This window comes from Aquimarina macrocephali (assembly GCF_051627225.1).
GTDB classification, from domain to species: Bacteria; Bacteroidota; Bacteroidia; order Flavobacteriales; family Flavobacteriaceae; genus Aquimarina; species Aquimarina macrocephali.
Genome location: NZ_CP151795.1, coordinates 4,729,587 through 4,751,063 on the forward strand (window position 1 = coordinate 4,729,587; position 21,477 = coordinate 4,751,063).

Genomic DNA, 21,477 nt, shown 5'->3' on the forward strand with positions numbered 1-21,477 from the left:
ATAAATCTAAAATATAAAGTGAAAATTGTAATTATCAATTACGGAGCAGGGAATATCCAATCTATAAAGTTTGCAATACAACGATTAGGGTATGAAGCGATATTAAGTAATGATCCCGAAGAGATCAAAGCAGCAGATAAAATTATCTTTCCTGGAGTAGGCGAAGCTAGTAGTGCAATGCAAAAACTTAAAGATTCTGGATTAGATGGCTTGATTCCAGAACTAGAACAACCGGTCTTAGGAATTTGTCTGGGGATGCAATTAATGTGTAATTATACCGAAGAAGGAGATACCAGGGGATTACAGATTTTTGATGTTGATGTTGTACGATTCGACAATGGAGTAAAAGTACCTCAGATAGGCTGGAACCAGATAGAATCTCTCGATTCACCTTTGTTTGAAGGGATCTTAGAAAAAGAATACATCTATTTAGTACACAGTTATTATGCGCCAGTTACAGAAGATACAGTCGCACAAACTCATTATGGGGTAACGTATAGTACAGCTCTGCAGAAAGATAATTTTTATGGAACTCAGTTTCACCCAGAGAAAAGTAGTGTTGTAGGAGAGAAGATATTAGAGAATTTTCTGAAGCTGTAAAAATAAAGTATTAAGTTATAGTATGAATCAATTTGAGAATTTAAATGTTTGGAAGAAGTCAATGGATTTAGTTTGCGAGGTATATAAACTAATGAAGCTTCTTCCTGATAATGAAAGATATGGTTTAATATCACAAATAAAAAGGTGTTCAGTTTCGATACCGTCAAATATAGCAGAAGGTGCTGGAAGAAATTCATCAAAAGAATTTATTCATTTTTTGAGTATAGCTAATGGATCAACTTGTGAGTTAGAAACACAATTGCTTTTAACTGTTAAACTGGATTTTATAAATAAGGGTCAAATAGATGTATTACTCAATTCCTGTAGAGAGATTAGAAATATGAATTATTCTCTTCAACGAAGCGTTAAACAATCTTAGGACATAATACTTACTACTTAAGACAATAAAATTATGAGAATAATACCAGCAATAGATATTATCGACGGAAAATGCGTTCGTCTTTCTAAGGGAGATTATAACACAAAAAAAATATATAATGAAAACCCTTTAGAAGTAGCTAAGGAATTTGAAGCTCATGGGATCGAATACCTACATTTAGTAGACCTTGATGGAGCAAAATCTAAACATATAGTCAATCATAAAGTTTTAGAACAAATCGCTTCAAAAACAAGCTTAAAAATTGATTTTGGAGGCGGTCTTAAGACTGATGATGACCTTAGAATTGCTTTTGAAAGTGGAGCAAATCAAATTACAGGAGGAAGTATTGCTGTAAAAAATCCCGACATTTTTACATTGTGGTTACAAAAATTCGGTACAGATAAGATTATTCTAGGAGCAGATGCAAATAATGAAAAGATAGCAGTGAGCGGATGGCAGGAAGAAAGTGATAAAGAGTTGATCCCATTTGTCCAGGAGTATCAAAAAGAAGGAATAACCTATGTGATTTGCACTGATATTAGTAAAGACGGAATGTTGCAAGGGCCGTCATTTGAGCTGTATCGTAGGATTCTATCTCAAACAGATCACCTTAAACTAATAGCGTCAGGAGGAATATCTACTTTCGATGAATTGCCAAGACTGGCAGAACTCGGTTGTGAAGGAACTATCATAGGAAAAGCGATTTATGAAAACAGAATTAGTCTGAAACAATTAGAAGAATATATCCTGTCAAAAGCATAAAAAAAATGAATGAAGAGATGGCTAAAGAGTATACTGAAAAGCAACTTTTTGAATAATTTAAGTCTATAGTAAATAAAGAATAGTAGCATACAGAACTCATGTTTGAGTAAAAAAGAATGATCATGTTAACAAAGAGAATTATACCATGTTTAGATATCAAAAACGGACGCACCGTAAAAGGAGTTAATTTTGTGGATCTACGAGATGCGGGTGATCCTGTAGAACTTGCTGATGCATATTCAAAAGCAGGTGCAGATGAATTAGTGTTTTTAGATATCTCTGCAACAGAAGAACGTCGTAAAACATTAGCAGAATTAGTGCTTAAGGTAGCAGAAAAAGTAAATATTCCTTTTACCGTAGGAGGAGGGATCTCATCTGTCGAAGATGTGGATGTTTTATTGCAAAATGGAGCAGATAAAGTATCTATAAATTCATCTGCAGTAAAGAACCCACAATTGGTTAATGATCTGGCGGGAAAATTCGGATCACAATGTATTACTGTTGCTATAGATGCAAAACAAATCGATGGTAAGTGGATAGTACACTTAGTAGGTGGTAAAGTACCTACAGAATTGGATTTGTTTGATTGGGCAAAAGAAGTAGAAAAACGAGGAGCTGGAGAGATATTATTTACATCTATGGATAATGATGGTACCAAAGATGGGTTTGCAAATGAAGCATTGTCTATACTGTCAAAGGAGCTAAATATCCCCATAATTGCTTCTGGTGGTGCAGGAAACGTTCAACATTTTGTGGACACATTTATAGAGGGTAGAGCAGATGCAGCATTAGCAGCAAGTGTTTTTCATTTTAAGGAAATAGAAATCAAAAATTTAAAAAAGAAATTACAGGATAATAATATCCCTGTACGGTTATAAAAAAAAGAATCTTCGATAGATGAAAACTAACGATATTAAAATTTTAATACCGTGTTAAACTCATCGAAGTGTTTTAGATTATGGAAATAAACTTCAATAAAAATAGCGACGGACTTATTCCGGCTATCATTCAGGATGCAATGACTAAGAATGTATTAATGCTTGGATATATGAATCAAGAGGCATACAATACAACTGTAGAAACAAAAAAAGCCACTTTTTTTAGTCGCACCAAAAATAGATTATGGACAAAAGGAGAAGAAAGTGGTAACATTTTGAATGTAGTAGACATAAAGAATGATTGCGATAAAGATACCCTTTTGATTACAGTGAATCCTGTAGGTCCAACTTGTCATAAAGGATCAGATACCTGTTGGAACGAAGATAATAAACAATCCTATGGTTTTTTGTCTGATCTTGAAGATGTAATTAGAACTCGAAAAGAAAATCAAGAGGATGAGAAATCATATGTAGCATCGTTATTTAGGAAAGGAATTAATAAAGTAGCACAAAAAGTAGGAGAAGAAGCTGTTGAAGTAGTTATAGAAGCAAAGGATGATAATGAAGAATTGTTTTTAAACGAAAGTGCAGATCTGTTATTTCACTATTTGATACTGCTACAGGCAAAAGGGTATGAGTTAAAAGATATTGTAGGAGTTTTAAAATCAAGATCTTAGTTTTTTTATCTTAATTAAAGTGGAAACTATTTGAATATTGCGGTTTTAGAGTATAAAATTTATGTATATATTTGCTGTTAAATTTTTCCTACCCGCATAAAATCTGCATGTAATTGTAAGATTTATATCAATGTTTTTTGTAAAATATTTTAGATGTTGAATATTTATTAAATAAAAAACCAATTTTGAAATATACTAGCAAGTTACTATTTCTATTATTTATCATATCCCTAATTACACAGAGAATACATTCGCAATGTAATCTAGGTCTTATCACTATTGAAAAGTGTGATATGGAAAATATAGACTTCGATGGGGTTGATGGACCCGATGGGATTATCAATATATATACAGAGACAGGCACAACTCCTGCAGATGGAACATGGACTATAGACCCAAAATTTGTTTCAGCATTCGACGCTGCGACGGGTAATTTATTTATGTGGGAACTAAAAAAGTCGACCACAATAATTACACAAGATGATTATTTTTTCGAATTAAAGAATGCAACTTGTGGAGATGTTCCTGTTAGGACAGCAAGATTAGTTTTGGGCCCATATTCTGGTGTAGCACTTCCACCATCAGGACCACTTAATGTAAATGCTCAAGGTTGTGACCTTATTGGTTTTGATTTATTTAGTGCGTTTGCATTAGATAAGAATACACCATCTCCACATTTGAATGGGGAATGGACATACAATGGTTCTAGTAGTAGCTTTATAAGTGTTAATAATGATGGTTTTCTTAAGGTAGAAATACCTTACCAGCCTGGAGTGCCTTTAGTAGATCAGGAAGTTTTCGAATTGACTTATACTGTTTCAGGTATTGCGGGATGCTCTCCTCCACAACAAACTACCGTTCGGGTAGCAATGGTTAGACAAGTAGATTCGGGAGAATCTGAGCCCATTCATATTTGTGAAGACGATCTTTTGGCTGGAGTATATGATGCCGATATAGATTTAACTAATGACCTATATTTATTAGGAGAAGATATTGAAGGAATATGGCTGCCAGAACCTACAGGACAAATTGATAATTCACAGGATTCGATGGTTAATCTGAGAGCGATTTATGATAACCTTATTGATAATGGTAATAATTTACGGTTTGGAAGGAAAAAATTTGATTTTACCTATAGTGTAGAGCAACGTTCTGCAGTGTGTAGTGATGAAACTACGAAAGTTAGTTTTGTGTTTTATGAACAACTTAGGCCATTTAATCAAAGTAACCCTCCTTTTCAAAGATGTAATAATATCCCGGGAGAAATAGATCTATATAATTTGCTGGAATTCACTACAGAAAATGGCTTACTATTCGAATATTTTAGTAATAAAAAAACAAATTGGCGTTTGGTTTCAGGTTCATCCGATTTAGGGCTACATGTTTTATCACCTCCCAATCCATTAAAACCTTATACATATAAAGGAACTATAAACCCTTTTGGAGCAGAACCGGGAACGTATGTTTTTGAATATGCAGTGAGCCCCAGTATTAATGGTGATCCTGATTCTATTTGTGATCCCTATGCGACTAGTCCATTAGGAGAATTTTATTGCGAACATCCTTGTGATGTTATGACTGCCAGAGTAGAAATTCAAATATTTGGATTTGACTATGCAGGAGAAGATACAAAAGATATTAGTTTATGTGAATCTCAAGGACAAGTAGATCTTAGAAGTTTATTAAGAACTAATGGTACTACAGTAGTAACAACAGGAGTTTGGACAAACACAGCTGGAGATGTAATTGATAATACATTTGTTTTTCCAAATAGTAATAGCTCACAAACATTTGCATTTACATACACAACAAATACTATAAATGGATGTGTTGATAGTGCAGATTTAACATTTACAGTTAACACATTACCTAATGCAGGAGAGAATGCAAGTAGAACACTCTGCTCAGACGATTTAACGATAACACTTTTTGATCTTTTAGGAGGAAACCCAGTTACCACAGGAACTTGGAAGGGCCCTTTTGGATATACTTCACCAGATCATTTAGGTATTTTTGATTCTGATAATGTTTTGCTGCCAGTTTTGGGAGCAGGAGATTATATATATGTAGTACCTGGTAATCCAGGGTGTTCTGCACAAGATCAATCTACAGTAACTATTACCATTGTTGAACCGGTAGAAATTGGTAATGATCGAAGTGAAACGTTCTGTAAAATAGATGGTAGAGTAAGCTTGTATTCGCTTTTAGACAGAGATACCCCACGTACTGGGATTTTTGAAGATACCGATAATACAGGTGCGTTAAGTGCTGATGGAGTAGTAGAGTTTGAGACATTAACTAACAATATTTATAATTTTAGATATGTAATAGCAAATACGTTACCCTGTGATCAATCTTCTTTAAATGTAGCGATACAAATCATAGATTTACCGATTCCTAACGTACCTCCTCAGGAATTTTGTATTCTTGATGCCTCCAGATTAGAAGATATTGAAGTTGATGTTCTAAACTATAACTGGTATGCCACATTAGAAAGTGAAATTCCTATTATTGATAATCCTTTACTTTTTGATAACCAGGTATATTATATTGCTACGATTGATGCAAATAATTGTGAATCCGAACGTCTTGAAGTTTTGATAAATATATTAAATACCGGGGAGAGATTTGCAAATGGAGAATTATGTACTCTTGATTTTCAGGACGGAGTATCACCAAACGGTGATAGCCAGAATGATACTTTTGATTTGTTGATAGAAGAGGTGTATAATATCCCAGAAGCATTCCCTGATTTTGATTTAAAAATATACAATAGATATGGTAGCCTTGTTTATGAAGGAAATCTTAATACAGAAGAGTTTAGAGGAGAAAGCAATGTGTCTGTGCAGCTAGGAGATGACCTTCCTTCGGGAACATACTTTTATGTTTTTGTTCCAAACTTTGAAAATAATTTACCTATACAAGGAAGTTTTTACCTAAGCAGATAAACCAATGAAATTGAAGTTAGTTTTTGTAATGTCAATAATTTTCTGCTCGATGATCTATGCTCAGCAGGAACCACAATATTCTCAATATATGTATAATATGAGTACGGTTAATCCCGCATATGCTACAGGTCAGAATGGATTGATTTCGACTGGGTTGTTATACAGAAGACAATGGACAGGTATTGAAGGAGCGCCACAGACAGCCAATATATTTGCTAATATTCCTATGAGTGAAAAAATTGAGCTTAGTATAAATTATGTAAACGATAGGATAGGAGATGCTATCCCGGTTAATAATGATTATATAAATGTTGATTTTGCATATATCACAAGAATTTCTGATCAGACTCGATTATCATACGGACTAAAAGCAGGTATCAATAATTTTAAAATTGATCCTTCTGGTTCTGATGTAGCTAATGATCCTGCGTTTGCAGATAATACATCTACTACACAATTGAATATTGGAGCAGGCTTGTATTTGTTTACTAATAATTTTTACGCGGGTATATCTTCGCCAAACTTACTTCCTAGCGATATAGATATTGATGGTATAGGTGTTGCACAAACAAAAACACATATATATGGTATAGCAGGTTATGTCTTTGATTTTATTGATGAAGTAAAATTAAAACCTTCAATGGTTATCAAGCAGGTTGTAGATTCTCCTTTAACCTTTGATCTTTCACTAAATTCTTTGATTTATGATAAATTCGAATTAGGGATATCTTACCGATATACGGACTCATTTATTGCTTTGGCGGGGTTTAATATTACAAAAAACCTAAAAGTTGGATATTCCTATGATTTTAGTGTTAGTGATTTAAGTGGTTATAATAATGGAAGCCATGAAATTGTAATATTATTCAATTTTGATCTTCTTAAGTTTAGTAATAAATATTCCTCTCCAAGATTTTTCTAGATGATGAAAGCTAAGATATTATTGATAATAACTGTACTGATTACTCAGTTTGCCTTTTCACAACAAAAAAGCAGAGCAGATCGTTTTTTTGAAAAAGGAGATTTTATAAATGCTGCACAGCAATATGAAGAAGAGTTAAATAAGGAAGGGTATACAAAACATATCCTTAAAAATATTACCACTTCATACTATAATACTTTTCAATTTAGAAAAGCTTATCGATATCTAAAGATATTAACTTCGGGTAAGTTTTATGATAAAGATAAAACATATCATAATCAGTATAATTTTGTGATGTATCAGGTGCTTTCTGCATTAGGAGAATATGAAAAATCTGTAGAATACCTTTCTATATACAAGTCAAACAATACCGTGAGAGATTTTAGTGCCTCTGATGCGATTTCTACAATAGAGGATTTTAAATTAAAAGATGATGATTATACTATAGCAAGTGCTGCTTTTAACTCAGAAGCTTCTGAGTTTGGAGCTATTAAGAGAGATAGTATTCTTTATTTTAGTACAGATAGACGTCCTTATAGTCCTTTAGATAAAAACTATAGGTGGACACATCGCCCGTTTTTGGATATTTATAAAGTAAAGGTGGACCAGAACAATAAACCTGTTTCTGAAATTGAAACTATTTCAAAAGAAATTAATTCAAAACTTCATGAAGGGAATTTTTGTTTTACTACCGACGGAAATACAATCTACTTGTCTAAAAGTAATTCTGAAAAAGGAAAAAAGAAATTTGATAGTATTAATAATAATGCTATTCATTTATATAAGGCCATTAAGGTTGATGGTAAGTGGGGCAAACCTGAGAAATTAGAATTTAATGATGTAAATTACTCTGTTGAGCACCCTTCATTAAGTGCAAATGGAGAGATGTTATATTTTAGTTCGAATATGCCTGGAGGATATGGAGATTTTGATATTTATTTTGTTACCGTAAATCAGGATGGTACATATGGTAAACCAACTAATCTGGGGCCAACGATTAACACCGAAAACCGAGAGCAGTTTCCATTTATTTCAGAAAAGGGTCATTTGTTTTTTTCTTCAAATGGACATTTAGGATTGGGTATGATGGATATATTTGTTTCAGAATTACGAAGAGAGAAACTAATCAGACCCGTTAATCTAGGGGCGCCAATTAATTCTAGCTACGATGATTTCTCTATAACTTATTATAACGAAACAGATGGTTTTTTTGCATCAAACCGAAAAAAATCAGGAGATGATATTTATACCTTTTCTCAGATTGGAGCTATTTTCCCACGCGAATATAGAACACGTTTTGAAGTCCGGGATTTTGCAACCGATAATTATATCGCCAATCCAGATGTTGTTTTGTATAATAACGATAATGTAAAGGTGTATGAGGGGCAATTAGATTCTATTGCAGCTTTTGATCTAAAGATATTTTCTGGGAGATATAACTTTAAAGCTTCTGCAGATAAGTATAAAACTAGAACCAAACCGTTGATGGTTAAGGAGAAAGATGAAGAGACCTACATTATTTACTTGGATAGAGAAAAGGATATTGCCGTAACAGATGATGAAAACAGAATACAATCCAGTGACAGTACTAATATCAATGAGCGTACTAGAATTAGTGAATCTAATACAAAGCGTAAAAAAGAAGAAATAACCAAAACCAGACTAAGAGAAATCCTTCTTGCAGACAAAGATGGCCCGCCGGTTATAGAAAAGAATGGAAAACTCTATTTTGATATGCCTCCAATTTATTTTGATTATGATAAATGGAATATACGAGCTGATTCTAAAAAAGTGCTTGATAAACTTGCTGCAAAGTTAGAACGATATAAGACGGTTTATATTAATATAAGTTCCCATACAGATAGTAGAGGTACAGAATCATATAATCAGGTGTTATCGGCAAAAAGAGCTGAATCTACACGTAATTATCTCGCTTTGGTAGGGTATGTAAATGCAAGGAGAATGCAGTTTGTTGGATTTGGTGAATCACAACCTCTAATTAACTGCGGTAGTAAAGTATGTACAGAAGAAGATCATCAAACCAATAGGAGGAGTGAATTCGAAATTATTAAGTATTAATAATTTACTGAAACGTATTATAATCTTTTGTTTTCTAATAAATTAAATTGTACTTTTGCACTCCTTTTTAACGAATAAGAGGATTAAAAAGGACATAGTTTAATTTAATTAATACTTCTGTATAATTTTCGTCTTGATTCTCAATAATATACAGGATACAAATTTTATCTTCAATGTCTGAAGAAACAAAAAACACAGACGTTCAGGAAGTAGAGAAGAAAGCAGTAGCTGAAACTCCACAACAAGCAAACCCTGAACAATTCCTAAAAGATTTTAACTGGCATAACTATGAAGAAGGGATAGATCCTATCGCTGATTCAAAACTTGAAGAGTTTGAAAAGTTAGTTGCCGAGAATTTTGTGGATACCCTAAACGATGAGGTAGTAGACGGAACAGTAATTAACATCACTGATCGTGATGCTATTATTGATATCAATGCTAAAAGTGAAGGTGTTATCTCTCTAAACGAATTTCGTTATAACCCAGATCTTAAAGTAGGAGACAAGGTAGAGGTTTTAATTGATGTGCGTGAAGACGCAACAGGTCAATTAATCTTATCTCACCGTAAAGCTCGTGTGATTAAAGCATGGGATAGAGTAAATAGTGCTCATGATACAGGTGAAATCGTAAATGGTTTTGTAAAATGTAGAACCAAAGGAGGTATGATCGTAGATGTATTTGGTATTGAAGCATTCTTACCAGGTTCTCAAATCGATGTGAAGCCAATTCGTGATTATGATGCGTATGTAGGAAAAACAATGGAATTTAAAGTGGTAAAAATAAACCACGAATTCAAAAACGTTGTTGTATCTCATAAAGCGCTTATCGAAGCAGATATCGAAGAGCAGAAAAAAGAAATTATTGGTCAATTAGAAAAAGGTCAAGTATTAGAAGGTACTGTTAAGAATGTTACTTCTTATGGTGTATTTGTTGATCTTGGAGGAGTTGATGGATTAGTTCATATTACAGATCTTTCTTGGTCTAGAATCAACCATCCAAATGAGATCGTTGAACTTGATCAGAAGTTGAATGTAGTTATCTTAGACTTTGATGAGGCTAAGACTCGTATTCAATTGGGTCTTAAACAATTAAAACCACACCCATGGGAAGCTCTTGATAAAGAACTTAAAGTAGGTGATAAAGTTAAAGGTAAAGTTGTTGTAATTGCTGATTACGGTGCTTTTATCGAAGTTGAAGAAGGAGTAGAAGGATTAATTCACGTTTCTGAAATGTCTTGGTCTACACATTTACGTTCTGCACAAGATTTCGTAAAAGTTGGTGATCAGGTAGAAGCAGTAATTCTTACCTTGGATAGAGAAGAACGTAAGATGTCTCTTGGTATCAAACAATTGACTCCAGATCCATGGACAGATATTACAACTAAATACCCTGTTGGATCTAAACATAATGGTATTGTTCGTAACTTCACTAATTTTGGTGTATTCGTAGAATTAGAAGAAGGTATTGATGGTTTAATTTATATCTCAGATCTTTCATGGACTAAGAAAATCAAACACCCATCAGACTTTACTAATGTAAGTGATAAGCTTGATGTGATTGTTCTTGAACTAGATGTAGAAGGACGTAAGTTAAGTCTAGGTCATAAGCAAACAGAAGATAATCCTTGGGATAAATATGAAGGTGAATTTGCTTTAGGAACTAAGCATACTGCAACAATCGGTGAAATCGTAGACAAAGGTGCTACAATAGATTTCAATGAAGATGTAGTAGCTTTTGTACCATCTCGTCATCTTGAAAAAGAAGATGGAAGCAAACTTAAGAAAGGTGATGAAGCAGAATTCCAAATTATTGAGTTCAATAAGGAATTCAAAAGAGTGGTTGCTTCTCATACAGCTTTATTCAAAGAAGAAGAAGCTAAGATCGTTAAACAAGCTGCGAAGAAAGCTGCTACAGGTTCAGCAGAAAAAACAACGCTTGGTGATATCGATGCTTTAGCAGATCTTAAAGCTAAAATGGAAAAAGGAGGGAACTAGTTTCTCAACATTTTTTGATATAGCAAAGGCCGTTCTTATGAACGGCCTTTTGTTTTTATAAATACACTGTATCCAGTGTTGTTTATACTTCCCTCTACTTTGGGCTTATTCTGCTCAAAATTATAACTATGTTTTATTAGTGTATACCATAACCATGATTATAACTGGGTTTTTTGACATGTACTCTAGTGAAAAATGGTTTGATTAGCAAACATAATACAATGATATTATTATTTGATAATGTGTTGACTTGATTGAATTGTAAAATTTTATATCCCTGAAAAATGGGAGGTTATTTTCACTAATAGTAGTATGGTATAGAGAGTGAAGCTTCCTGATATTTGCATTGTACAAAATCATAAACGTTTTTTAAAATGAAAAATATAAACAGGGCAATCATATTTGTATTAAATTTTTTAATAATCATTCAGGCAAATGCCAAAGAAACAAATAGACTGGCAATTGCAGTAAATGATAAGCCAATTATAACGTCTGTAAAAAAGAATATAGATACAGAGCCAAAAAATAAAAAAACTAAAAAAGTAACTAAGAATAAAAGTTTTCATTCTATCAAAAAATGGAAAATAACGATAGAATACACAGATGGCGGTATTATGTCTAAAACTATTGTTGTAAAAGAAAACTCTAATTTAAGTGCTTTGGAAACGGCATTCCTGGAAGCCGAAAAATATATGAAGACTATTGAAGATATTAAGAATTATGAAGTATCTCCAGTGTCCAAAAACTCGTTTGTACTATTAGCTGGGGGAATATAGTATAGATAATTATTTTAAAAAGGCGTAATTATTAAATTACGCTTTTTTTTGTAGCTCATAATGTTGAAGGGATCTCTTTTTTATATACTATAAATTTAGAACTATTAATTTACGGTAATATGTTTTCTGCAAAGTAGATTTTCTATAGTATGTTATTTAGAAATTGAATTGTATAGTTCCAAAATTTCACTACTTTTGTATTCCAGATATCCATTTGGAGATTATGAGTCAAAAATTACTACTTAGTGCGAAAGAGATTGATATAATTCTGCACCGTTTGGCTTGTCAATTAATTGAAAATCATACGCATTTTAGAGATACTGTTTTAATTGGGATTCAGCCTAGAGGAGCTTTTTTAGCTGATCGTATCAAGAAAATTTTGGTAGATCATTATATGGTAACAGATATCAAATTAGGTTACCTTGATATTACGTTCTATCGAGATGATTTTAGGAGAGGAGAAAAAATTCTTGAGGCTAATAAAACCCATATTGATTTTGTTGTAGAAGATAAACGAATTGTGTTTATTGATGATGTATTATATACAGGGCGAAGTATTAGAGCAGCTTTGACAGCTGTACAATCTTTTGGAAGGCCACAAGAAATTGAACTACTAACGCTAATTGACAGACGTTTTAGTAGACATTTACCGATACAACCTAATTATAGAGGTCGACAGGTAGATGCCATAAATCAAGAAAAGGTGAAAGTAGATTGGGAAGAAAATGATGGTAAAGATGCCGTGTATTTGATAGGAAATTAAGATCTCTAAATAAGATTGTTTTATTTAAAATTATAAATTAAGACGAATGAGCGAATTAAGTGTACATCACTTATTGGGAATAAAATATCTAAATAAAGAAGATATTAATTTAATCTTTGAGACTGCTGATCACTTTAAAGAAGTTATTAATAGACCAATTAAAAAAGTTCCTTCGCTTAGAGACATAACGATAGCTAATCTTTTCTTTGAGAATAGTACAAGAACAAGATTATCTTTTGAATTAGCAGAAAAACGACTCTCTGCAGATGTAATTAATTTTTCTGCAGCATCTTCTTCTGTAAAGAAAGGAGAAACCCTTATTGATACCGTAAATAATATCCTTTCTATGAAAGTAGATATGGTAGTCATGAGACACCCTAACCCCGGGGCGGGAGTTTTTCTTTCTAAACATGTAGAAGCAAGTATTGTTAATGCAGGAGATGGAGCCCATGAGCATCCTACACAAGCTTTATTGGATTCGTATTCTATACGCGAACGATTAGGAGAAGTAGGAGGGAAAAAGGTTGTGATTGTAGGGGATATTTTGCACTCTAGAGTTGCACTGTCTAATATCTTTGCCTTAAAACTACAAGGAGCAGAAGTAAAAGTTTGTGGCCCTAAAACTCTAATTCCTAAATATATTGAGAAATTAGGAGTTCAGGTCGAAACAGATCTAAAAAAAGCACTAGAATGGTGCGATGTCGCCAATATGTTGCGTGTGCAAAATGAAAGAATGGAGATTAGTTATTTTCCATCAACACGAGAATATACTCAACAATTTGGAGTAAATAAAAAGTTATTGGATAGTCTGAATAAGGAAATTGTAATCATGCACCCAGGACCAATCAATCGTGGAGTAGAAATCACGAGTGATGTTGCTGATTCTAACCAAGCCATAATATTGGATCAGGTACAGAATGGGGTTGCAGTGCGAATGGCTGTAATATATCTTTTAGCTTCAAAAATTAAACGATGATTTATGATTTTTAATAAAGAAGGTTCTACAACTATAATTACACAGGAAAAAACTACAATTATAGAATTTGTTAAAGGCCTTGAAGACAAGTATACTTCCCTGGAAAATGATAATATAATTGTTAACTTGTTTTCACTAGAACAAATCTCAGTAGATGATATCAATGAGTTTTTAAGGATTTCTAACTTGCATAAGGCTGCTAAGCATTCATTCGTGATTGTTACAAGCAAGATATCCTATGATGAGGTCCTAGGCGAAATTACAATTGTTCCTACATTACAGGAAGCATATGATTTGGTTGAAATGGAAGAAATAGAGAGAGATCTGGGTTTTTAAAAAATTCAACTTTTTTGTAATTATTTGTTTTGCTTTTCGTCTGAAATCTTATGAACAGATTTGCCCCATTTGTAAGTATACTTTTTTTTGTGTTTTTTAGTCACGTCGTTATCGGTCAGGACTGGAAATATGATTTTGATGAAGCAAAATCATTAGCAAAAGAAAAAGACCAAAATATTGTATTATTTTTTACCGGATCAGATTGGTGTCCTCCTTGTATTAGATTAGAAAGAAAAGTTTTTTCTAATGAAGAGTTTATGGAATTTGCTGATCAAAAATTTGTTTGGGTAAAAGCTGATTTTCCTAAGCGTAAAAAAAATAAACTTTCTTTGGTTCAGCAAAAGAAAAATAAAGTGCTTGCCCAAAAATATAACAGAAAATGGGTTTTTCCTGTTATTTTAGTTCTGGATAAGGAAGGAAACGTATTAGGGGTAACAGGCTATAGAAGAAATCTTGATGCAAAAGGATATATATCATTATTAACATCGTTTGATTCTTTTGGTCGTTAGATTGATTTATAAATAAGATTAGATTATATTCACAACCTGTTTAATAAATAGGAAAAATAATTTTGAAACTTACGATTTTAGGTTGCTATTCTGCAACTCCCCGAACATTTACAAATCCAACTTCTCAGGTCTTAGAAATGAACAATCATATCTTTTTGATTGATTGTGGAGAAGGAACCCAGGTAGAATTACGACGAAATAAAATCAAGTTTTCAAGAATAAAACATATTTTTATTTCACATCTTCATGGAGATCATTTTTTCGGATTGATTGGATTAGTATCTACGTTTAGATTACTTAGCAGGGATATACCATTACACATCCATGGTCCAAAGGGAATAAAAGAGGCTATCACATTACAATTAAAGCTTTCTAATTCGTGGACAGATTATCCTTTGCACTTTCATGAACTTACCAATACAGAATCAGAAATTGTTTTTGAAGATGAAAAAGTAGTAGTACGTACAATACCCTTACAACATAGGGTATATTGTAATGGGTTTTTATTTCAGGAAAAACCTGGAGATCGAACGTTACTGATTGATAAGGTATCTGATTATGATATTGATAAAGTGTATTATCGTGCGATAAAAAAAGGTAAAGATGTTGTTTTGGATAACGGTACTGTGATTTCTAATGAAGAGCTTACCGATCCTCCTAAACCTGTTAAGAGTTATGCATTTTGTAGCGATACCAAGTATAACGAAGAGAAAATTCCTTTAATTAAGGATGTTACTGTATTATACCATGAATCTACCTTTTTAGAAAGTCATAAACATTTGTGTGCAAAAACTGGGCACAGTTCGGCTATTGAAGCGGCTACTATTGCCAAAAAAGCAAATGTTGGATCCTTGATTCTGGGTCATTATTCGACCAGGTATGAAAACATTGAGCTTTTTAGAGAAGAAGCGCAGACTGTTTTTGATGATGTAGAAATAGCTGATGATGGTAAAGTGTTTGAGTATTGATGTGATAAAAATTATCTGTTTATTATTGTTTTCTGTATTTTAAAAATAGGTAAATTGCATAATAATTTGAGATAATGAATAGAGATCTTACAGCATATAGAAAGTCATATGAAAAAAGTTTTTTAGAAGAAGAGAATCTTCCGGATTCCCCATTTAAACTTTTTTCTGATTGGTTTGCAGAAGTAGAAGAATCGGGGGGAGTTGATGAGACTAATGCAATGACAATTACGACTACAGGGTTAGATGGATTTCCAAAAGCAAGAATAGTATTGTTAAAACATTTTGACGAAAATGGTTTTGTGTTTTACACTAATTATTCTTCAGAAAAGGGAAAAGCTATAACTACTAATAATAAAGTGTGTATTTCTTTCTTTTGGCCTAATTTGGAGCGACAGGTTATTGTTAAAGGTATTGCGCAAAAGGTAGAAGAAGAAGAGAGTGCTCGTTATTTTTTATCTCGCCCAAGAGGGAGTCAATTAGGAGCTTTAGCATCGGATCAAAGCGAAGTAATCAAATCAAGAGAAACATTAGAAAACCGATTACAATCTTTAGAAAAAGAATATAAAGATAAAGAAATACCTATGCCTAAATCTTGGGGAGGGTATTGTATAATGCCTATCGAGTTTGAGTTTTGGCAAGGTAGAGCTAATCGATTACATGACCGCATTCGTTTTTCTAATCAAAAAAAGAATTGGGAGATAGAAAGGTTATCTCCATAAAAAAGATTACATAATTACAAAACTAGAACGTCTGTTCTTTTGGTATTGATCTTCAGAACAGTCTTCTCCATCTTTACAATTATTAACAGGTCTGGTTTCTCCAAATCCAACATAGGAGAGGATTCTGTTTTTAGAAATATTTTTACTTAATAAGTAATTATAAATGGATTCTGCTCTTTTTTGTGAAAGAGTTAGATTGTAATTTTCTCCACCACGACTGTCAGAATGTGTTTCTATTTTGATTACCATATTAGGATAATCATTATTCATAATTTCTACCACTTTATCAAGCTCCATTTCTGCTTTTTCGGTGATATCCCATTTATCAAAATCAAAATAAATTTCATTTAGATTTATCAGATCATTGATTGTTTTGGTCAATTTCATCTCTGATTGTAAAGGTGATTCTGGTGCACCGCTAGATTGTACGATATCTCCCGAGGCAAGACCTCCGCTTTTTGTATTATTAGATTTGGTTACTTCGTCCATCTCTCCTGGTATTACCGCTGCAAATTGGCTATTCATTTTCTTTTTAGGAATAGAAACAAGACGACTGGCATTAGGACAGTTTAATTCACTAATGTCTATAGCCAATTTAAATTGGTAGTAATCTGGTAATTCGCAAGAGTTAATATGGTTGTACCCTTTAGAGTATTTTATAGTTTCATTTAGTGTACCATTAAACTCGGCCATAACCGGTTGATCCACTACAAGAATATCATCAATTGTATTAATTGATTCACATTCGGTATCTACAATCACATTATAGCTAATTTTAAATGGCTCACTATCTGTTTTTACCATTTTATTTGGTACAATGAAATTTAATGTTCGAGATGCTTTATCGTATTTTACCTTTATTCTTTTGGTAGGTAAAATCATGGTCTTTTCAGAAAATATTACATTTTTTGGCAGAACATCTTTAATTATTGTATTCTTCGCATCATCATTACCATCATTATATACTGTAAGATGATACGTTATTTCTTGTTTTGGGGCTAAAACATCATTTGGATGAATATATTGATCGTTTGCTGTATATTTTGATCTTTTTACAATGTGGATTGCAGGTTCATATATTTCTACACTAAACGCAACTGCCATAACAGAATATCCATCATTATTAGTTGATAATCTAAATTTGGCTTCCGTTTGATTATTACCTATAATTCTATTTCTTACGTTTTTTATATCAAATAAATCAGCATCATACCCTAATGTATTTTGACTTGCTGGCACTCTGGATTTTACATTTTTACCATTTTCAGTAATATTAGCATTGAAGAAGTTATTCATAGGGTTAATGCCATCTGCAAGACTTTTATATTTATTAGTCTCATTAGACATTGCCTGAAAACGATCTCCAATAATTCCTTTGTCTCCTTCATAAGCAATTACACCTATTTTTCCGTGAACTGCTCCATTAGGAATAGTTTGAAAATTGTTAAAAGAAAAGGCTACAGGTTTTGCTTTAGAATCAATATTTACAAAACCATCGTATACATAAAATCTTTTTCTGGGTTTGGTGTCATCTTCATAAATAACAACCATTGTCCATCCACCGGCAAGGCCATTACCTAAAGTTTCATCATCATTTACCGCAGTAGTAGTAGCAGGAATATTTGCAACAGTATATGTCCCTAAGGGGTTTTCTAACTTTAAAATATCTGTAGTAATATCTTTATAGCAAGAGTATTGTTTGAACAAAGATTCACTATCATTATAATAATCATGGATTATTTGACCACCATTAATAGTCGAATACGACTTTTGGCCAGGGTATTTTATTTTTATAGAAGTAATATCATGTTGTCTATTTTCATCTGCATAAGCAGCAGTCCAATATAAACCAACATGTTTAATAGCATTACAGTTAGAATCAATATCCAAATCTGCACTACTGGAATTAAAAGTAGTTGGATCATTATCAATATCGATAAAGCCCATCTTAAATAGATTGTTTAATCCACCATCATTATAGCTCTCATTAGGGTCAAATACACCAGACCCGTCATCATTACTAACTTTCCCCAGAACAGTATTGGATACAAACTTGAAATCCCCTTTAAGAGTTAATTCTGTACGCTTCTTAAGGGGTACCTCTACTTGCCCATATGCAATTGTAGAACCAATACAGCATATGAATATAAGCAGGTACATATTCTGAAACCATTTAAGATCTCTTTTTATAGTAATCACTTTTTCCACCTTTCTTGTTTTTTATTACCCTACTGATATTATGATAAATTTGTGCTCATAATGTTTGGGGGAAACATTCTGATTTAAGGGAAAACCGTATGTAAATTTATATTTTAACATTTAATTTTATACGAAAAAAAACATGTTTTCGATGTAAATACCATTTTTATCGATTAAAATCAGGTGTTTATTATGTTCATTTTCATTATTTTAGCCGTTTTACATATTATTTTTACATTAATTATTTGATATGTATAAGTGGCATAAATATGAAAATTGATCTTACCTCTAATTATATAAAATTTGATTTTTTATATTCTTATATTAAGATTTGTAAAAACGAATCCTTAAACTTGTATTAAATAACTTCATTTTTGCTAAAATAGTATCAGATTCATGAAAACTTTATATATAATAAGACACGCAAAATCTTCTTGGGAGTTTGATGTGTCAGACGATAAAAGACCTCTTAATAGTAGAGGTATAAGAGATGCTGAATTGGTAGGTGAACATCTGAAAACATTGGTAAAACCGATTGATAAAATTTTATGTAGCCCAGCCAAAAGAGCGTATAGTACTGCAGAAATTATCGTAAGCCATTTAGATGTTTCTGAAAGCATATTTTCTTTAGAACCAAATCTTTATGATTTTGAAGGAAGTCAAGTTATTGATGTGATAAAAAATTGCCAGGACGATATTAATACTTTAATGATATTTGGGCATAATCATGCTTTTACTTCAATCGCTAATCTTTATGGAGATCAACATATAGATAATTTACCGACAGCGGGAGTAGTTGCTATAGAATTTGAAGTAGATACATGGCAAAATATTTCTGTAGGAAAAAACTTATTAACGATTTTTCCTAAATCTTTGCGATAATGACAGAAAACATTAAAAATCAATATGTTAATAGGGAATTAAGTTGGCTTCAATTTAATGCAAGAGTATTACAAGAAGCAGCAGATGATACAGTTCCATTGTTAGAAAGGTTACGTTTTATAGGGATATTTTCTAATAATCTGGATGAGTTTTTTAAAGTAAGATATGCTACCATTAAACGAATTGATCAAGCAGGAAAAGATGGAAAGAATGTACTTAAAGGCACCACAGCAAACGAGTTATTAGAAAAGATTACAAATATAGTTATCAAGCAACAGGCAGAAAGCCTTAAAACTATTGATAACATTAAATATGAACTTGAAAATCATAATATTTTTATTATAGATGAAAATCAAGTTACACCGGATCAAGATGCTTTTATTCGCAATTATTTTGTAAGTAAAGTTAGCCCTGCTTTAGTTACCTATATACTTAATGACCTAGAAAAGTTTCCACATTTAAAAGATAGTGTAGCTTATTTAGCAGTAAAACTCGTTCTTAAGGATAAAATTCCTAAAGAAGGACGAATCTCCAAAATATTACAACAAACGACCAAAGAAAAAATATATGCACTGATCGAGATACCAAAAAATACAGATCGATTTGTTGTACTTCCCGAAAAAGACGGAAGACAATTTATTATCATTCTTGATGATTTGATCCGATATTGTATGCATATTAACTTTAGTATTTTTGATTATGTACGGGCATCAGCTCATATGATTAAAATTACACGTGATGCACAGTTGGATTTTGATAATGATCTAAGTAAAAGTTTTATTCAAAAAATATCAAGTAGTGTGAGGTCTCGTCGTGACGGAGAACCAGTTCGATTTGTCTATGATGAAACGATAGAAAGAGATACCCTTGATTTTTTAATGGAAAAAATGGGAGTTGATAATACCGATAGTATTATTCCGGGAGGAAGGTACCATAATCGTAGAGATTATATGAATTTTCCGGACTTGGGTGATGCCAATTTGGTATATCAACCAATTAAACCCTTAGCGATACCAGGTCTTGTTTTACAAGGAAGCTTATTAAATAAGATTGCTAAAAAAGATTTCCTGCAATACACACCTTACCATACTTTTTCATATACGGTAAAATTTTTACGAGAATCTGCAATTGATCCAAAAGTAAAAAGTATTAAAATTACTATATATAGATTGGCAAATATATCTCACATTGCCAGCTCTCTCATAAATGCAGCCAAAAATGGTAAAAGCGTTACTGTACAAATAGAATTACAAGCTCGTTTTGATGAAGCCGCAAATATTCGTTATGCAGAGCAAATGCAAAGAGAAGGAATACATTTGATTTTTGGAGTTACTGGGCTTAAAGTACACTGTAAAGCATGTATAATTGAACGAGAGGAAAAAGGAAAACTTAAAAGGTATGGTTTTATAAGTACAGGTAATTTTAATGAATCTACAGCAAAAATCTATACCGATTATACCTTATTTACCACCAATGAATCTATTTTAAAAGAAACGAATAGAGTTTTTAAATTCTTTGAAATAAATTATAAAATAAACCGCTACAAGCACTTGTTAGTTTCTCCGCATTATACAAGATCATCTCTGGTGAAATTAATAGAAAAAGAGATTAGAAATGTAAAAGAAGGTAAACCAGCAGGAATTAAACTGAAATTAAATAGCTTGAGTGATTATGATATGATAGATAAGCTATATGAAGCCAGTAGAGCAGGAGTGAAAATAGATCTAATTATTAGAGGTATTTGTTGTTTGATACCTGGTATCGCGGGAATGAGTGAAAATATAAGAGCAATAAGTGTAATAGATAAATTTTTAGAACATACTCGATTGTACATATTTCAAAATGGTGGAGATCCCAAAGTGTACATATCATCAGCAGATTGGATGACTCGTAATTTAGATAGAAGAGTAGAGGTTTCTTGCCCTATCTATGATGAAGATATCAAATTAGAATTAATGGATACTTTTGATATTTGCTGGAAAGATAATGTTAAAGCCAGAAGACTTTCTAAAGAGCAAGATAATGTGTACATTAAAAACGATAATGAGAAAGTAAGATCACAAAAGGCAACATACGACTATTATTTAAAAAAACTTGGAAATTAATTATT

General features: G+C 32.3%; 19 protein-coding genes. 18 read left to right on the forward strand and 1 reads right to left on the reverse strand.

All coding sequences use genetic code 11. The features are described from left to right. Positions 1-18: 18 nt before the first annotated feature. The 16 genes from hisH (at position 19) to pdxH (ending at position 16,286) form a co-directional block, all read left to right on the forward strand. Positions 19-600 (forward strand): imidazole glycerol phosphate synthase subunit HisH, encoded by a 582-nt coding sequence (gene hisH / locus AAFU52_RS20980; RefSeq protein WP_438423443.1) that lies wholly within the window; start codon positions 19-21, stop codon positions 598-600. Between the two features lie 22 nt (positions 601-622). Further along, positions 623-979: a four helix bundle protein gene (locus tag AAFU52_RS20985; RefSeq protein ID WP_438423444.1), complete on the forward strand. Its 357-nt coding sequence runs from the start codon at positions 623-625 to the stop codon at positions 977-979. Positions 980-1,012: 33 nt separating this feature from the next. Continuing rightward, positions 1,013-1,741, forward strand: a complete 729-nt coding sequence (gene hisA, locus AAFU52_RS20990) for a 1-(5-phosphoribosyl)-5-[(5-phosphoribosylamino)methylideneamino]imidazole-4-carboxamide isomerase (protein ID WP_438423445.1) — start codon at positions 1,013-1,015, stop codon at positions 1,739-1,741. 122 nt (positions 1,742-1,863) lie between these two features. Next, positions 1,864-2,619 (forward strand): imidazole glycerol phosphate synthase subunit HisF, encoded by a 756-nt coding sequence (gene hisF / locus AAFU52_RS20995; protein WP_438423446.1) that lies wholly within the window; start codon positions 1,864-1,866, stop codon positions 2,617-2,619. A gap of 80 nt (positions 2,620-2,699) precedes the next feature. Beyond that, a complete protein-coding gene (gene hisIE / locus AAFU52_RS21000; RefSeq protein ID WP_024769324.1) occupies positions 2,700-3,296 on the forward strand; it encodes a bifunctional phosphoribosyl-AMP cyclohydrolase/phosphoribosyl-ATP diphosphatase HisIE in 597 nt (198 codons plus the stop codon). Between the two features lie 293 nt (positions 3,297-3,589). Beyond that, a complete protein-coding gene (locus tag AAFU52_RS21005; RefSeq protein ID WP_438423447.1) occupies positions 3,590-6,244 on the forward strand; it encodes a gliding motility-associated C-terminal domain-containing protein in 2,655 nt (884 codons plus the stop codon). A gap of 4 nt (positions 6,245-6,248) precedes the next feature. After that, the gene (locus tag AAFU52_RS21010; protein WP_024769326.1) at positions 6,249-7,166 is read left to right on the forward strand and encodes a PorP/SprF family type IX secretion system membrane protein; all 918 of its coding nucleotides are present in this window, start codon (positions 6,249-6,251) and stop codon (positions 7,164-7,166) included. Continuing rightward, a complete protein-coding gene (locus AAFU52_RS21015; protein ID WP_438423448.1) occupies positions 7,167-9,245 on the forward strand; it encodes an OmpA family protein in 2,079 nt (692 codons plus the stop codon). Positions 9,246-9,418: 173 nt separating this feature from the next. Continuing rightward, the gene (gene rpsA, locus AAFU52_RS21020) at positions 9,419-11,239 is read left to right on the forward strand and encodes a 30S ribosomal protein S1 (protein WP_024769328.1); all 1,821 of its coding nucleotides are present in this window, start codon (positions 9,419-9,421) and stop codon (positions 11,237-11,239) included. A 374-nt stretch (positions 11,240-11,613) separates the two neighbouring features. Next, positions 11,614-12,015: a hypothetical protein gene (locus AAFU52_RS21025; RefSeq protein ID WP_024769329.1), complete on the forward strand. Its 402-nt coding sequence runs from the start codon at positions 11,614-11,616 to the stop codon at positions 12,013-12,015. 223 nt (positions 12,016-12,238) lie between these two features. Then, positions 12,239-12,778, forward strand: a complete 540-nt coding sequence (gene pyrR, locus AAFU52_RS21030) for a bifunctional pyr operon transcriptional regulator/uracil phosphoribosyltransferase PyrR (RefSeq protein WP_024769330.1) — start codon at positions 12,239-12,241, stop codon at positions 12,776-12,778. Positions 12,779-12,824: 46 nt separating this feature from the next. After that, positions 12,825-13,754: an aspartate carbamoyltransferase catalytic subunit gene (locus AAFU52_RS21035; RefSeq protein WP_024769331.1), complete on the forward strand. Its 930-nt coding sequence runs from the start codon at positions 12,825-12,827 to the stop codon at positions 13,752-13,754. Between the two features lie 3 nt (positions 13,755-13,757). Beyond that, positions 13,758-14,090 (forward strand): hypothetical protein, encoded by a 333-nt coding sequence (locus AAFU52_RS21040; RefSeq protein ID WP_024769332.1) that lies wholly within the window; start codon positions 13,758-13,760, stop codon positions 14,088-14,090. Positions 14,091-14,140: 50 nt separating this feature from the next. Then, on the forward strand, positions 14,141-14,599 hold the full coding sequence (locus tag AAFU52_RS21045) for a thioredoxin family protein (protein WP_438423449.1): 459 nt from the start codon (positions 14,141-14,143) through the stop codon (positions 14,597-14,599). Positions 14,600-14,661: 62 nt separating this feature from the next. Next, positions 14,662-15,567 (forward strand): ribonuclease Z, encoded by a 906-nt coding sequence (locus AAFU52_RS21050; protein ID WP_024769334.1) that lies wholly within the window; start codon positions 14,662-14,664, stop codon positions 15,565-15,567. A 74-nt stretch (positions 15,568-15,641) separates the two neighbouring features. Next, a complete protein-coding gene (gene pdxH / locus AAFU52_RS21055; RefSeq protein WP_438423450.1) occupies positions 15,642-16,286 on the forward strand; it encodes a pyridoxamine 5'-phosphate oxidase in 645 nt (214 codons plus the stop codon). A 6-nt stretch (positions 16,287-16,292) separates the two neighbouring features. On the opposite strand, the gene AAFU52_RS21060 is transcribed toward pdxH, so the two are convergent. Beyond that, complete coding sequence (locus tag AAFU52_RS21060; RefSeq protein WP_438423451.1) at positions 16,293-18,494, reverse strand: OmpA family protein; 2,202 nt, start codon at positions 18,492-18,494, stop codon at positions 16,293-16,295. Between the two features lie 387 nt (positions 18,495-18,881). Here AAFU52_RS21060 and AAFU52_RS21065 point away from each other — a divergent pair, with 387 nt between their 5' ends. Together AAFU52_RS21065 and ppk1 are read left to right on the forward strand one after the other, a co-directional pair. Beyond that, positions 18,882-19,367 (forward strand): SixA phosphatase family protein, encoded by a 486-nt coding sequence (locus tag AAFU52_RS21065; protein ID WP_438423452.1) that lies wholly within the window; start codon positions 18,882-18,884, stop codon positions 19,365-19,367. Beyond that, the gene (gene ppk1 / locus AAFU52_RS21070; RefSeq protein WP_438423453.1) at positions 19,367-21,472 is read left to right on the forward strand and encodes a polyphosphate kinase 1; all 2,106 of its coding nucleotides are present in this window, start codon (positions 19,367-19,369) and stop codon (positions 21,470-21,472) included. Before AAFU52_RS21065 ends, ppk1 begins: the two co-directional genes overlap by 1 nt. The last annotated feature ends 5 nt before the right edge of the window (positions 21,473-21,477 follow it).

Bases quoted from the DNA above. Each gene is read 5' to 3' on its own strand.
- AAFU52_RS20985 (WP_438423444.1), top strand. From the start codon at position 623: ATGAATCAATTTGAGAATTTAAATGTTTGGAAGAAGTCAATGGATTTA.
- hisA (WP_438423445.1), top strand. From the start codon at position 1,013: ATGAGAATAATACCAGCAATAGATATTATCGACGGAAAATGCGTTCGT.
- hisF (WP_438423446.1), top strand. From the start codon at position 1,864: ATGTTAACAAAGAGAATTATACCATGTTTAGATATCAAAAACGGACGC.
- hisIE (WP_024769324.1), top strand. From the start codon at position 2,700: ATGGAAATAAACTTCAATAAAAATAGCGACGGACTTATTCCGGCTATC.
- AAFU52_RS21005 (WP_438423447.1), top strand. From the start codon at position 3,590: ATGGAAAATATAGACTTCGATGGGGTTGATGGACCCGATGGGATTATC.
- AAFU52_RS21010 (WP_024769326.1), top strand. From the start codon at position 6,249: ATGAAATTGAAGTTAGTTTTTGTAATGTCAATAATTTTCTGCTCGATG.
- AAFU52_RS21015 (WP_438423448.1), top strand. From the start codon at position 7,167: ATGATGAAAGCTAAGATATTATTGATAATAACTGTACTGATTACTCAG.
- rpsA (WP_024769328.1), top strand. From the start codon at position 9,419: ATGTCTGAAGAAACAAAAAACACAGACGTTCAGGAAGTAGAGAAGAAA.
- AAFU52_RS21025 (WP_024769329.1), top strand. From the start codon at position 11,614: ATGAAAAATATAAACAGGGCAATCATATTTGTATTAAATTTTTTAATA.
- pyrR (WP_024769330.1), top strand. From the start codon at position 12,239: ATGAGTCAAAAATTACTACTTAGTGCGAAAGAGATTGATATAATTCTG.
- AAFU52_RS21035 (WP_024769331.1), top strand. From the start codon at position 12,825: ATGAGCGAATTAAGTGTACATCACTTATTGGGAATAAAATATCTAAAT.
- AAFU52_RS21040 (WP_024769332.1), top strand. From the start codon at position 13,758: ATGATTTTTAATAAAGAAGGTTCTACAACTATAATTACACAGGAAAAA.
- AAFU52_RS21045 (WP_438423449.1), top strand. From the start codon at position 14,141: ATGAACAGATTTGCCCCATTTGTAAGTATACTTTTTTTTGTGTTTTTT.
- pdxH (WP_438423450.1), top strand. From the start codon at position 15,642: ATGAATAGAGATCTTACAGCATATAGAAAGTCATATGAAAAAAGTTTT.
- AAFU52_RS21065 (WP_438423452.1), top strand. From the start codon at position 18,882: ATGAAAACTTTATATATAATAAGACACGCAAAATCTTCTTGGGAGTTT.
- ppk1 (WP_438423453.1), top strand. From the start codon at position 19,367: ATGACAGAAAACATTAAAAATCAATATGTTAATAGGGAATTAAGTTGG.